The sequence below is a fragment of the Acinetobacter sp. ANC 3781 genome, from assembly GCF_004331285.1.
Lineage (GTDB): Bacteria > Pseudomonadota > Gammaproteobacteria > Pseudomonadales > Moraxellaceae > Acinetobacter.
Window position 1 is genome coordinate 129648 of record NZ_SJOH01000008.1, and the last position, 14120, is coordinate 143767.

Below are 14120 nucleotides of genomic sequence, written 5' to 3' on the forward strand. Positions count from 1 at the left end.
TATTAAAATCGGTGAATATGCCATGAACCACATTCTGTATAATTTTTGCGGCCGAATTGAGATGTTCAGAGCGAGGACAACCACTACTCATGTTGATTCATTTATTGGAAAACAGATTTTTAGTATAACAAGATGAACTAGAAATTCATCTTTTTTTCAGCGCTCCGTCTACCTTCACCCAACAGGTTTTAACAAATCTTTGCAAAGTCTGTGCATGACCTTAGCGGCTTTGTCATATTTCCGACTTAAGCTAGAGCAAGAAAAAATAAAATGCTATGGTAAAAAATATAATGATGAACAGTGTATTAAAAATGACTCCAAAACATAAAAATCCATCTCCTAAAACCACTCAACCACTTATTGCGCTGTACTGCGGTTCGCGTTCAGGCAACAAGCCGATTTATCAAGAAAAAGCCATTGCGCTGGCTCAAGCGCTAGCAGACCTAGATTTTGGACTGGTCTATGGCGGGGCCAGTATTGGCCTGATGGGACAAGTCGCTGACGCGGTCAGACAACGGGGCGGTCAAACGGTCGGGGTGATTCCTGAATTTATGCTGGATTATGAAATTGCGCACAACCAGCTGACTGAATTGCATATTGTAGAAAGCATGCATGAACGCAAAGCCATGATGGCAGAACGTGCCAGTGCTTTTGTTGCCCTGCCTGGTGGCTTGGGCACCTTTGAAGAAATTCTGGAAATTGCCACCTGGGGACAATTGAATCAGCATCAAAAACCAATGATGCTGTATAACGTGAATGGCTTTTATGATGCTTTAATTGCCCAACTTGATCATGCGGTCAGTGAAGGCTTTTTACCGCCACAGCATCGGGCGAAACTGATAATTTGTAATCATTCAGACCAGATTTTGAATGCCATTAAAAATCTGGGTGCTCCAAAACATTTTGCCATTTAAAGCCAAAGCCTAAACATAAAAAAGCGAGCCCAGAGCTCGCTTTTTGATTGCCCTGTCTACATTATAAATTTGAAATAAAGTTATAGAACCACGGCAGTGTTGTCGCTAAAACAACACTCATGATTAAACCGACCATCAGCTTCATCGCATCTTTACTGACATTGCGTGAAGTCCGATATTTATTCACTTCAGCCAGATGCATCGACATCGCAAATTCACGACCCGCCAGCAGACCTAGGAACACCCAGGTGGTACTCATTGGAATATTGCTCCACTCTTTGAAGACCAGCAAAATAATGGCGTAAATAAAATCAATGATGGTCGCGGAACGAATATCGGCAACCCCGGTTTTGGTATCGATAATTTTTTGGATCGCACCGCCACGTTGGTAGAAAATCATGCCCAATAGAATGACAAAAACCAAAATTGCGAAAATCAAAAATTCCAGCGGAACCTGACGTGGTACATAGACGAAAATATTGGCCAGATCCTGAATCAGCCATTGGCTCCACAGGAATGCGGTGGATACCCACTGTAAACCAATCCAGATATGGGAGACTTTATGATCTCGGGTTTTACTGAAATAAACCGAAATGCCTTTAATCACAAAACGATAGACAATGATCGCCACTACAAACGCAACGGCATAACCCATCATCGATTTAGTCAGCATTGATCCCAAACTGCTCGGTGAAAAAATGGTCAGGACTAAAAATGTAGTACTGACCGGAATTCCGTATTTGGTCAAAAAAATCAGCAATATAGGTGGAACAATATACAACCAAGTAATTCCACCCTCAGGAAAAGGAATGGTTTCCAGACGACCATAAGAGGCATCACCTACCCCTGAAGCCCACCAGCCATAAAGCAAGACTACGCTTAAAATACTGCTGGTATAGAGCCACAATATCCACCACGGACGATGAGCATTGGATGAAATAAAGGTACCTAAAGTCTGTGGCACATCATTTCCGACAATTGAATACGCGGCCAGACAGAAGCCAACAATCATCAAAATTTCGATTGTCATAACAACAAAACCTTTATCACCAATAAGAAGTAGATATCCAGCGCAGCTGGAAGTGCAGCTAGATTATGACATTTTTATGTCATTTTAATGACATCACGGTGACAAGATTTTGTTACATGCCACAAAAAAGAGCAACTGTGTGCTCTTTTCAAATTATATTTTTTATTTTAAATGAACTTGATAAATTGCAGTCGAACCACTCACTTCATTACCCACAACCAACAAAGGCTGACCATTCGGCGAGTCTTTTGCGGCAATGAAAATTAGACCTTCAGGACCTAAATCTCCTTGTTTGGTCATATCCGTTTGACTAACATCCCGGTCATTAAAATACTGTACAAATTTGGCTTGCTGCGGTTGGCTAATGTCATACACCATAATACCGCTGGCACGCTCCAGTCCAATAAATGCAAAAGTCTTTTTGCCAATTTGACCGATTGTAATGCCTTCAGGCTCTAGTCCTTTATTGTCGCTACGATCATCAAATTTAAAGGCTTCGTGATTGCTGTTAAATTGGTTCGGAAACAATTCCGCAATTTTACGTTCAAATTCACTGCCAGAATCCCAGATAATTTGACGACTTTCAGGATCGACAATGCTGAATGAACGACCACCATAGGTATACAGTTTGTCATAAACCAACTTGCCGTCTTCAAGTACGGGTTGTCCAGAAGCATCACGTTTAAAGCCTTGTGTCCAGCTAATGGTCAAGCGCCCAATCTGCGAGTCTTTAATTAAGTTATCCGCACAGACCTCGGTCGCATTGTCAGTGACACACGGCTTAAATACCGTTGGATCTAATTTCGCACCGCTCACCCCTGGTCCCAAATGGCGTAAATGCGCTGCATAATCACCTTTTAAATCAAAACCCGCCTTTTTGAATAAATGCTTCACGCGAATTTCTTCGGCATACCCTTGGGTTAAATCATCGCCAGTGAAGTAAAGAGATTCATCTTTGAGCCATTCACGGGCATCGCCTTCATTGGCGGTCACCAAATAGCTTTTACCCTTCACCTGATAATGCGCAATCGCATCTGGCATATACATGCCATACAACCCAGGCCATGATTTGATGTTGATCATACCGGCATCTTTGGCACAGCTCGCTATTAATTGCCCTTGGCTATCTGTTACACCCACTACGCAGTCCCGGTCGCTGCCATCTAAAGCATTTTCAGGCAAGCCATAATCTTTACTACCCATTGGAAAAATATTAACAAATTTATCTTTGACCAAATCTAAAACCGCAATGGCATTATTTTCCTGCAAGCTAACCCATGCTGTTTTGCCGTCTTGACTCACCGCAATATATTCTGGCTCTAAGTCCTGTGCTACGCTTGTGGTTTGCAGACCTTTGCTTGCGACTTCTGCATAATGCTCGGTTGCAGGACCAAAAATCCTTACGCCTGCATCAAGCAGACTTTGTTTCCGGGTATTCCACGCTTGGAAATTGGCTGATTTTACTGTTGGCTTGATGATGTCTTTGATATTAATAATACTCACAGAACCTTCAGGATCTACTGCATAGCCTTCATTCGGTTCACCTTCATTTGCCACCAAAACCTTCTTGCTGTCTGGTGTAAACACCAACATATCCGGCAATGCCCCAACCTCAACCTGGCTAATAAAAGTTAAATCTTTGGCATTAAAGAAAGCGACGATACCATTGTCCGTTTTATTCTTGGCTTGAACGGCTAAAGCGACAATGCCCTGATGCACTGCAACGCTATTCACTTCTGATTCTGCCAAATATGCGCGTGCAGATAATTCCCCAAGATATACAGGGTTTTCAGGCTGTGTCATATCTAGCACATCAACCATACCCTTTTTGGCATTCACTACAAATAGACGTTTGCTCGCAGCATCAAAAGCTGGAATTTCTGCCGCACTTGCCCCAAAGATGCCTGATTCATAACGACCAATTTTGACTAATTCAATACTTTCGGGTGTAGTTTCTTCCACTCCTGGCGGTATAGTCACCTGCGTTTCGTCCTGACTATCGTTACACGCCACCAACCCCACTGAAAGCATGGCCAACACCAATGCTGAAAACTGTATTTTCATGTTTTACTTCATCATTTATAAGAATGTGACCAATTTATAAACATGCTGTTGCAGTGGCATGAATCTTTGATTGCAGTTTGATTGCAATCCCTCCCCCGTAATGGTGAAAAGCTTTTGCTACAACAATGTTGAATTATTCCTTTAAACTGTATAAAAATCTCAGCCTTACAAAAATTATGAACACCACGCCATCGCATCAAGCCTTACAACCTGAGTTTAGACTGTTGGTCTTTTTAGTGTCTATTGGTTTTTTTATGCAAGGTTTGGACACCACCATCGTCAATACTGCTCTTCCCGCAATGGCGGTAAGTTTAGGTGAAGATCCCCTCCAGATGCATAGTGTCGTGGTGGCTTATGTACTTTCCGTGGCTGCCTGTATTCCACTCAGTGGCTGGCTTGCAGACCGATTTGGTGTACGCAATACCTACTTTAGCGCAATTATTATCTTTACCTTGGCATCATTAGGGTGTGGACTGGCCAACAGCTTAAATGAACTGCTGGCATATCGGGTTATTCAAGGGATTGGCGGGGCATTATTGCTACCTGTCGGTCGTTTGGCCATGCTCAAGGTCATTCCGCGCACCCAATTTTTATCGGCCATGAGCTTAATGAGCCTTGCCGGACTAATGGGTCCACTCATCGGCCCAACACTGGGTGGATGGATGGTAGAAGTGGCGACCTGGCACTGGATCTTTTTAATTAATATCCCAATGGGTCTTTTAGGTTGTTTGATCACAGTTAAAGCCATGCCAAATGTAACAGAACCGACTGTTAAATCATTCGATTTTTCCGGGTTTATATTGTTGGTGATCGCCATGGTCGGTGTTTCAATGGGGATTGAAAACTTTGCCAGTCCACACCTGTCTTTATGGTGGAGTGGTGGATTAATCACTGCGGGTTTAATGGCAGCGGCCATTTACGCTTATCATGCCCATAGTCATCAAAATGCACTATTCCGCAGTAAATTGTTTAGTAATCAAATTTATGCCATTGGGATTGTGGGTAATTTCTTTGCCCGCTTAGGTGGCAATGCCATGCCTTTTTTAATCCCCTTGATGTTGCAAGTCGCATTTGGTTTTGAGCCATTTATAACGGGTCTGTTAATGATTCCGACCGTGCTGGGTTCTCTGGCCTCCAAGCCAATTATCCGTCAAATCATTCAGCGCTTCGGCTACCGTAAAGTGTTGCTGGTCAATACCGTATTGGTCGGCGCGTGTATTGCCAGCTTTGCCCTCACTACGGCGGACACACCTCTCTGGTTGCGCACTTTGCACTTTTTTATCTTTGGCATGCTAAATTCTCTGCAATTTGTATCCATGAATACCCTGACTTTGAAAGATTTACCGCAACAGGATGCCAGTAGTGGCAATAGCTTCTTGTCGATGATCATGATGGTATCGATGAGTATTGGCGTGGCTTTGGCAGGAACCTTGGTTAATGTTTTCACAGCCTATTATGGCACCGACCATATCACTACCGCATTCCATAGCACCTTAATTTTACTGGGCTGTATTAATATCATTACTGCCTGTATTTTCTCACGAATTCCGCGTAACACGCCTGTTTAAATGAATTGAAGAAACAACGTGATCTGAAGCTTTAGATCGCGTTATCATGTGCTCGATCAGTCATCCCTAAATTATGTATGCCTAAAAAACCAGTAGCTCCAAACAGCCATAAAAAACTTTACGCTTCTTGCGCAGGTTTAGTGCTGATTTGTCTCGCAATCGTACTGTATATTTTTGTGTTGCATCATAATCCTGCTTCGGCACAAGAATATCCGGTCAAAGGTTTTGATGTGTCACATCATCAAGGCGATATTCAATGGAAACAGATTTCCCCGAAAAGCTATCAATTTGTCTATCTAAAAGCCACTGAAGGGGGAGATTTTAAAGATCGGAAATTTCAGGACTATTGGCTGCAAGCACGTGAACATGGTTTGAGGGTCGGTGCCTATCATTTTTATCGTTTATGCCGGGATGGGGAAGTTCAGGCGCAAAATTTTATTGAAACCGTGCCCAATAAAATTGATGCCTTACCACCGGTGATTGATCTGGAATATGACAGTAACTGCATCAACACCTACACCAAAGAACAATTACTGAAAGAAATTCAGGTCATGCATGATCGCTTGTATCAGCATTATGGCAAGCAACCTATTTTCTATATTTCCAAGTCGTTTTACAATATTATTTTGGCGGGGGAATTTTCTAAAACGCCGTTGTGGGTACGTGAATATCAGGGCAAACCGGATTTAAAAGGCAACCCCAAATGGCTGTTCTGGCAGCATACCAATCAGGGCACCATTAAGGGCATTCCCAGAGTTGTCGACTTAAATGTGTTTAATGGTAATGAGTCAGACTGGATCAACTTTTTACAACGCAATGGCATCAACCCATTAAAAAATGTTGAAAACTTACCGAAAAAAATAACAAAATAATTCCACATCATTCATCAGAATAAAAATAATAACCCACTACCAACCAGGAAAATTATATCGATTAAAAAAAGACTGTGGGTTTCATTGGGACTGGTCATTCTGTGTTTGGTGGCTGGCATCGTTTTTTTATTGCAACCTTCCGGTCAAATGTCTAATTTTCAAAAATAACAATATCAGCCACCTGAAAAGTCTTCTGCATCTTCAACGCTTAAGGTTAAATTCTTTGGTGTTTCGACGCTGCTTTTTGATGATGGCAAAACTCAGATTTTGATTGATGGATTCTTTAGCCGTCCTTCCCTGTCTCAAGTCCTGTTTCAGAAAATTCAAAGTCAGCCTGAACTCATCCGGCAGATGATTCAGCAACAGCATTTACAGCGGACTCAAGCCATTTTCGTCACTCATTCACATTATGATCATGCGCTGGATATTGGCGAACTTGCAAGACAGCTTCCGCATACTAAAATTATTGGTTCAAACAGCAGTCTTAATATTGCCCGTGGCGGACATGTTACAGAACAGCAACTCATTCAGGTTCAACCCTTGCATGCCCTAAGCTTTGGTGAATTCAAAGCTACTGCAATTGCTTCACAACATACCTCGCCCACTGCCGTGAACAATGACTTAGGTGAGGAGATTTCTCAACCGCTGCAACTTCCTGCGCGTTTTTCTCAATTTAAGGAAGGACATAGCTTTGATTATTTAATTGAACATCAAGGTCATAAAATTTTAGTCAAAGCCAGTACCGGGGCTGTTCCCGATCAACTGAAAAATTTAAAGGTCGATACTTTATTTCTAGGCATTGCCCAGTTATCACGCCAATCGAAAGAATTTCAGCAAAACTATCTCGATCAAACCCTCAGAACCTTAAAACCTAAAGTGGTGATACCAATTCATTGGGACAACTTTTTCCAAGCCGGGAATCAGCCTCTGGAGTTTTTGCCTTATCTGGCCGATAACACCGAGCAAAGCTTAAAGATTCTAATTCAGGCGGCTGAACAGCAAAAAACACAAATCATTTTACTCAGTCAGCCTGTGTCGTATCCGCTTGATCACACGCTATAATCTCCTCAAAGAAGATGAGATACTGAGAGCATGGGCATTAGAGGCAGAGTTTAAGGCTGCATGAGAAAAATCATTCACATCGACATGGATGCCTTTTATGCATCCGTGGAACTCAAAGAACGACCCGATCTAAAGCACTTACCTGTGGTGGTTTCCTCACACCATCCACGCGCTGTGGTTTATGCTGCCTCCTATCCTGCACGTGAGTTTGGCCTCCGCTCTGCCATGCCGATGTCACAAGCCAAAAAACACTGTCCTCAAGTGATCGTCATTGAGCCGAATTTTGAAAAATATCGTGCGATTTCAAATCAGATTCATCAGATTTTTCAGCGTTATACATCGCTTATTGAACCGCTGTCTTTAGATGAAGCCTATTTGGATGTTACCGATAATTTACAGAACATTCCTAGTGCCACAGAAGTTGCCATGCGGATAAGAGAAGATATTTTTCAAGTCACTGGTTTAACAGCATCGGCTGGTGTCGCTCCAAATAAGTTTTTAGCTAAAATTGCTTCGGACTGGCATAAACCGAATGGCATCTGTGTGATTAAACCCTCACAGGTGCAAACCTTTATTCAACATTTGCCGCTGAAAAAAATTCCCGGTGTCGGTAAAGTCACCCAAGAAAAACTCAAAAATCTGCAATTGGAAACCTTGGGCGATTTACAGCACATTGAAGAAGGGGTGCTAATTCAGCATTTTGGAAAATACGGTAGACAACTTTTCCTGTATGCCCAAGGGATTGATGAGCGACCGGTGCAAGCTGAACGGGAACGCCAGCAAATCTCTAAAGAAACTACCTTTGATAATGATCTGACTTTAACCCAATGCCAGAATTATTGGTTCGAACTGATGAAGCAAGTTTGGATGAATTTAGAGAAAAAACAACTCTGTGCACGTGGTGTTTCTGCCAAACTCAAACTTAAAAATTTTCAGGTTCTACAACACAGCAAAAGCTTTAAACAACCCTTGGAAAATCAAGAGCAACTTGAAGATGTACTTCAGCAATTGCTCAACGAAATGCAGATTCCTGAACATTTTCAATTCCGCTTAATTGGCGTGGGGGTTTACCAGCTTTCCGACCAACTGGATCAGCCTCAGCTTTCACTCTGGTAAGTATTTGAGTGCTTTTTAATCAAAAGAATAAAATTAGGTCAATTGATTACACACGAATTGTATTTTTGCGGTACTCTATTGGCGCGATGCATTTATCCATGTAGCCGCTGAGATGCTAGAAATCACCTTTACTTTTAGCATGCTGTCCTGTGATTGGCGTGACGATCAAATCCGAATATTACAGGGCAACTCTTGTAAACCATGGAATCCTCTCCTGCATGTCTTATGCGAATATTCCAGTAAATCTTCAAGTATAATAACTCGGTTAAGCCACTCTAAATAATTTCATTGGTACTGTTATTGATGGGGTAAAATTTTTACTGTCTGGCATTTTTACTCTACTCATTTTTAAAAACCATTTATCCCCGTATTGATTGCAATACAAGTATGTTGTTTATCGTCCTTTTACACCAAAAATCTAGGATTAATCTCATGACTGTTCAACGTTTACATGTTTCTAAACGCTTCTCTGAAATTGCGATTTCAGGCAATCTGGTGCATCTTGCAGGTCAACTAGCTTCGGACTTTAATTTAGATATTAAGGGACAAACTCAACAGACTCTGGATATTATTGATCAATTTCTTGAAGATGCCGGTACGGACAAAAGCCAGATTCTGTCAGTCACCATTTATTTGAAAGATATTGAAAAAGATTATGCTGCTTTTAATGAGATCTGGGATATGTGGGTTGCCGATATTGAAGCTCTCCCCCGCACCTGCGTTGAAGCGAAGTTGTATGATCCACGTGTTCTGGTTGAGCTGACTGTCACTGCTGTTCGTGCGGCGAATTAAAGCAAAAAATAAACAAGCATGAAAGTATAGGCATTCATGCTTGTTGTTATTAACCCAAGATGCGAATTTTTTTCCGTTCCAACTCAGGATAAAAACTATACTTTTTTGGGGTAATTTCAGCCTGTATATCTAATAAATTATGAGTGGATTTTTCAAGCAGGAAATCTTGTCTCAACTGATAATATTCAGGTACATCTTCATAACGAATCACACGATATCCCGCCATAGCCAATAACGCATCCTGATATTGGGAATTCTGCTGACGTTTTAATATCATGGGATCATCTAGTGCAATAATGGCAGTCACTTGATGATGTTCATCAAGCACAACAAAATCTGCCACCATATTACGATATTTATGACGGGTACGAGAGTATTTGGTGGTCAATAACGCATCAAATGAAACATGGGCCAACACCGTACTCTGTGGCAATATCCCCTTGAGTCGGGTATAGGTGAGTTGTTCATTAATATTAAAAATAGCCCTTTGCTTTAAAGCACTATCTTGCTGTTTGGTGCCGCTTTCCAGACTTTTCCAAGCCATTATCAGCACACACAATAGGAGTAAACTCCCAATCAAAATATAAACCATCATCCTCTTAGTCCTTTAAATTTTTTATAATCTTTCCGGTGTCACACCGATTGTTATGAAAGTTAGTATACAGCTAGTATTTTTATAAATATTTTAAGCAAACAAACTTCATTTAATGATGACAAAATCATTATAAAAACTGACAAAAAATTGCAGTTCTTTTATTTGTATCATAGATGTCTAACTGAATCCTTCATTAGACACTGAAATAGGGTATATCAAGGTTTAGCACAGATGCAACTATACTTTTAGCTATTGTCCTACAATTCCGATGAGCAACTTAATTACTGTTATTTTTTAATGGATTATAAAAAAGAACGCTTAAGCGTTCTTTTTTATTTTTTAAATCAAGCTTTCGATTTCGGCTTAGACTTACCTTTTACTTTAGGCCCACCAAACGGTTTTTTAGCATCACCTGTTTCTCGTGGAGGCAAACCGGTATGCTGAGTCAAAATCTGACCTTTTTCAGGACGTTTTTTGGTGTTTGACGGACGTGATGGATTCGCTGCTGAATGATTACGAGCAGCATTATCACCGCTACGTTTTTGCGAATCACCGGCAACAGTCGAATTTTTCTTACGTGCCGATTGATACTGACCTTCAGTGCCTACAGGCTGATAGGTCGGAATCAAATGCTGTTTCGAGTTACCAATCAGGTCAGAGCGACCCATTTCTTTTAATGCTTCACGCAGCAAGGGCCAGTTATTCGAATCATGGTAACGCAAGAATGCTTTATGCAAACGACGACGCTTATCCCCTTTCACAATGTCCACATTTTCAGTATAACGCGCCACTTTCGCCAACGGATTTTTACCCGTGTGGTACATGGTAGTTGCTGTTGCCATTGGTGAAGGATAGAAATTCTGTACCTGATCGGCACGGAAACCGTTTTTCTTCAACCAAATCGCTAAGTTCATCATGTCATAATCGGTAGTACCCGGATGCGCTGCGATGAAATAAGGAATCAGGTACTGTTCTTTACCTGCTTCCTTGCTGAAACGGTCAAACATTTGCTTGAAGCGATCATAAGTACCTATACCCGGTTTCATCATCTTCGACAATGGACCTTTTTCAGTATGTTCCGGTGCAATTTTCAAATAACCACCGACATGATGCTGAACCAGTTCTTTCACATACTCAGGGTTCAATACAGCCAGGTCATAACGCAAACCTGAACTAATCAGAATCTTTTTAATGCCTTTTAGTTCACGTGCCTTACGATATAACTGCGTCAACGGTGCATGATCGGTATGCAAGTTTTGACAAACACCTGGGAATACACACGATGGTTTACGACAGTTTTTCTCAATTTCAGGATCTTTACACTGCAAACGATACATGTTCGCAGTTGGCCCACCTAAATCAGAGATAATTCCAGTAAAGCCAGGTGCTGTATCACGAATTTTTTCAACTTCACGCAGAATCGATTCTTCAGAACGGTTTTGGATAATACGACCCTCATGTTCAGTAATTGAACAGAAAGTACACCCGCCAAAACAGCCACGCATAATGTTCACAGAGAACTTGATCATGTCAAATGCGGGGAAACGTGCCTCACCATAAACTGGATGAGGCAAACGTGCATACGGCAAGTCAAACACATAATCCATTTCTTCGGTGGTTAACGGAATTGGGGGCGCATTTAACCAAACATCACGCTCACCATGCTTTTGTACCATGGCACGGGCATTACCGGGATTGGTTTCCAAATGCAAAATACGGTTGGCATGTGCATACAGAACCGGATCACTGGCGACTTCTTCAAATGCAGGCAAACGAATCACAGCCAGTTCACGTGGCGGTAATTTATGTTTAATGGCTTTTGATGGTGCCGCTTGAAGCTGAACAATTTGCGTATCGGCATCCAGATTATCCCCTTCGCGGATAATTGGATTGGCAACCAGTTCTTTTTGGAAATTTTGATATTGAGTTAAAGAATTACCTTTATCTTTTTCTATTTCACAGCCGTCTAAATCTTCAGTCATCACATACGGATTGATGATCGGATCGACACGTCCAATGCTATCCACATCATTAGATGCAATTTCGACAAACTTGGCTTTAGAGGCACGATTATGTTTGTTGACAATAAATGCTGTACCACGAACATCGGTAATTTCGTGAATTTTTTCACCTTTGGCCAAACGGTGCATAACTTCAGTAATCGAGCGTTCGCCATTACCGTACATCAATAAATCGGCTTTTGAATCCATCAATACCGAGCGACGGACTTTATCTGACCAGTAATCATAATGGGCAATACGACGTAAGGATGCTTCAATCCCCCCCAAGAGTACGGGTACGTCAGGAAATGCTTCACGGCAACGCTGACAATACACAGTTGCTGCACGGTCTGGGCGTTTGTTTGGCTGATTGTCTGGTGAATAAGCATCATCGGAACGGATTTTACGGTCCGCCGTATAACGGTTGATCATGGAATCCATATTGCCTGCGGTCACGCCCCAAGCAATGGTCGGTTTACCTAATACACGAAATGCCTCAGGATCAGTCCAATCGGGCTGAGCAATAATTCCCACACGAAAGCCTTGTGCTTCAAGAGTACGTCCAATAATGCCTGAACAGAAAGATGGGTGGTCAATATAGGCATCGCCACAAACTAAAATAAAGTCACAGGCATCCCAGCCGAGTAGATCCATTTCCTCGCGTGACATCGGCAAAAATGGTGCGGGTTCAAAACAAGACGCCCAATATTTGTCGTAATCAAACAACGCGGTCGGCGCTGTCTGTGCGGTATAAGCTGTAGACATGGCTAGCAAATTCTCGGCTGGCAGATGAAAGATCTTAAAATGAGATCAAAGATGAAAGCCGATCATTTTACCATGAATTCCGCTCACATTCCTGATTAAAAAATATACAAAAACAGTAGTTTAAATTTTTAATAATTTGCTGTTTATAAAAATGGTCGACGATGAAGCCAGACCGAAAAATAAACCTGACATCAGCACACAACAATAAACCACATTAAACCGTTGCCGCCCTAGTTTCTTCACATCAGCCCCACTAATATGCCCCAAAGCACTAAATCCCATAGAGTAACTAAACAGATAAAGCGAAGAAACCGCTGCACGATATTTGTAAGGATTGCGTGGAGATCCAACTTGAGGTGGAATATGCAGCAAAAAAGGAGAAGGTAAATAAAGTCAGTCCAATCGAAAGGATCAGCATCAGCCATAAACCGAGCAGCTTAGTCATTAACATTACAGAAAATACTTTATTTTGCCCAAACTTCATGCACCAACCTGCTGCAAGAGATAAACCATAAAATTTGTCAATGTAAGCAATTGAAATAAAATAAATTTATTTTTTTCTAGTTCAAAGAGCCTTTGCAATACGGGATAACTCATATAGTTAAATACTGTGACAACTAAAGGTCACAGTAATAATTAAATCGAGTAAGCCAATAATCAAAATTACCGTTTGCCAAAAAATAAAATCTACTAAAATCCTAGCAATAACACGACCATCCATACTGCCAAGAGCAACCCCTAAAATATAATGGCATGGCAACCTATAACAAGAAGTAAGCAGCTGTGAATCAATAGGCTTGCATCCAAAACAGTGCCCAAATCATCATTGGTTTATAACCAAATCGATCTGAAATTAAGCCTTTAAACAATAATCCTATTGCAAGGGTCACAGTAGAAAAGGATAAAGAGAAACTGTTATGTGTCGGAGAGACAGCAAAGAATTTTGCAAATATCGGCATCATCGGTTGCATAAAATCCAACAATGAAAAAGAGTAAAATGCTGCTGAAAATAATGAGAGAGAAATGGTTTGGAATCATATTCAATACAAGTGAGCTCAAAATTTGAATCAAATATAAGAACTCTGTATGCCGAATGGGCATATTTCTATGTTCAATGTCTATAGCTGAAATAAAACAATGCTTGTAGTATTTATTTTAAGCATAAAAAAAGCCCCGCTATTTAAGCGGGGCTTTTGGAATAATGAGCTGGCGATGACTTACTCTCACATGGGTAACCCCACACTACCATCAGCGCAAAGAGGTTTCACTTCTGAGTTCGGGAAGGGATCAGGTGGTTCACTCTTGCTATTGTCGCCAGCACAACTGTTATGGATACGTTCGG

The 14120-nt window shown here is 41.4% G+C and carries 9 protein-coding genes, 1 rRNA gene and 2 pseudogenes; 6 read left to right on the forward strand and 6 right to left on the reverse strand.

The genetic code is table 11. The annotated features are described in order from the left end of the window. Positions 1 to 293 precede the first annotated feature (293 nt). The gene (locus E0H89_RS07930; RefSeq protein WP_131216115.1) at positions 294 to 914 is read left to right on the forward strand and encodes an LOG family protein; all 621 of its coding nucleotides are present in this window, start codon (positions 294 to 296) and stop codon (positions 912 to 914) included. A gap of 61 nt (positions 915 to 975) precedes the next feature. Here the strand turns inward: E0H89_RS07930 and E0H89_RS07935 are convergent, their stop codons facing one another. Then, positions 976 to 1944 (reverse strand): hypothetical protein, encoded by a 969-nt coding sequence (locus E0H89_RS07935; protein WP_131216103.1) that lies wholly within the window; start codon positions 1942 to 1944, stop codon positions 976 to 978. A 162-nt stretch (positions 1945 to 2106) separates the two neighbouring features. Continuing rightward, entirely contained in the window at positions 2107 to 4008 is a 1902-nt protein-coding gene (locus tag E0H89_RS07940; protein ID WP_131216104.1) for a choice-of-anchor I family protein, read from the reverse strand. A 176-nt stretch (positions 4009 to 4184) separates the two neighbouring features. Here E0H89_RS07940 and mdtD point away from each other — a divergent pair, with 176 nt between their 5' ends. The 5 genes and pseudogenes from mdtD (at position 4185) to E0H89_RS07965 (ending at position 9418) form a co-directional block, all read left to right on the forward strand. Further along, positions 4185 to 5576: a multidrug transporter subunit MdtD gene (gene mdtD / locus E0H89_RS07945; RefSeq protein ID WP_131216105.1), complete on the forward strand. Its 1392-nt coding sequence runs from the start codon at positions 4185 to 4187 to the stop codon at positions 5574 to 5576. A gap of 77 nt (positions 5577 to 5653) precedes the next feature. After that, positions 5654 to 6448: a glycoside hydrolase family 25 protein gene (locus E0H89_RS07950; protein WP_131216106.1), complete on the forward strand. Its 795-nt coding sequence runs from the start codon at positions 5654 to 5656 to the stop codon at positions 6446 to 6448. Between the two features lie 54 nt (positions 6449 to 6502). Then, positions 6503 to 7510: pseudogene (locus tag E0H89_RS07955) on the forward strand (MBL fold metallo-hydrolase). Between the two features lie 60 nt (positions 7511 to 7570). Continuing rightward, positions 7571 to 8626 carry a DNA polymerase IV gene (dinB, locus tag E0H89_RS07960; protein ID WP_131216107.1) on the forward strand — a complete coding sequence of 352 codons (1056 nt, stop codon included), beginning with the start codon at positions 7571 to 7573 and terminating at the stop codon, positions 8624 to 8626. Positions 8627 to 9058: 432 nt separating this feature from the next. Next, positions 9059 to 9418, forward strand: a complete 360-nt coding sequence (locus E0H89_RS07965) for a RidA family protein (RefSeq protein WP_131216108.1) — start codon at positions 9059 to 9061, stop codon at positions 9416 to 9418. A gap of 49 nt (positions 9419 to 9467) precedes the next feature. Here E0H89_RS07965 and E0H89_RS07970 read toward each other — a convergent pair whose 3' ends face one another. The 4 genes and pseudogenes from E0H89_RS07970 to rrf form a co-directional block, all read right to left on the reverse strand. Further along, positions 9468 to 10013, reverse strand: a complete 546-nt coding sequence (locus E0H89_RS07970; protein ID WP_131216109.1) for a DUF2726 domain-containing protein — start codon at positions 10011 to 10013, stop codon at positions 9468 to 9470. Positions 10014 to 10357: 344 nt separating this feature from the next. Continuing rightward, on the reverse strand, positions 10358 to 12778 hold the full coding sequence (locus tag E0H89_RS07975) for a YgiQ family radical SAM protein (RefSeq protein WP_131216110.1): 2421 nt from the start codon (positions 12776 to 12778) through the stop codon (positions 10358 to 10360). Positions 12779 to 13599: 821 nt separating this feature from the next. Then, positions 13600 to 13803 (reverse strand): annotated as a pseudogene (locus E0H89_RS16975) (MFS transporter); the annotation flags it as partial. A gap of 179 nt (positions 13804 to 13982) precedes the next feature. After that, a 5S ribosomal RNA gene (rrf, locus tag E0H89_RS07980) occupies positions 13983 to 14097 on the reverse strand. Positions 14098 to 14120: the final 23 nt, after the last annotated feature.

Coding starts and splice junctions, on each gene's coding strand:
- E0H89_RS07975 (WP_131216110.1), bottom strand. CDS start 12,778: ATGTCTACAGCTTATACCGCACAGACAGCGCCGACCGCGTTGTTTGAT.
- dinB (WP_131216107.1), top strand. CDS start 7,571: ATGAGAAAAATCATTCACATCGACATGGATGCCTTTTATGCATCCGTG.
- E0H89_RS07940 (WP_131216104.1), bottom strand. CDS start 4,008: ATGAAAATACAGTTTTCAGCATTGGTGTTGGCCATGCTTTCAGTGGGG.
- E0H89_RS07935 (WP_131216103.1), bottom strand. CDS start 1,944: ATGACAATCGAAATTTTGATGATTGTTGGCTTCTGTCTGGCCGCGTAT.
- E0H89_RS07950 (WP_131216106.1), top strand. CDS start 5,654: ATGCCTAAAAAACCAGTAGCTCCAAACAGCCATAAAAAACTTTACGCT.
- E0H89_RS07970 (WP_131216109.1), bottom strand. CDS start 10,013: ATGATGGTTTATATTTTGATTGGGAGTTTACTCCTATTGTGTGTGCTG.
- E0H89_RS07930 (WP_131216115.1), top strand. CDS start 294: ATGAACAGTGTATTAAAAATGACTCCAAAACATAAAAATCCATCTCCT.
- E0H89_RS07965 (WP_131216108.1), top strand. CDS start 9,059: ATGACTGTTCAACGTTTACATGTTTCTAAACGCTTCTCTGAAATTGCG.
- mdtD (WP_131216105.1), top strand. CDS start 4,185: ATGAACACCACGCCATCGCATCAAGCCTTACAACCTGAGTTTAGACTG.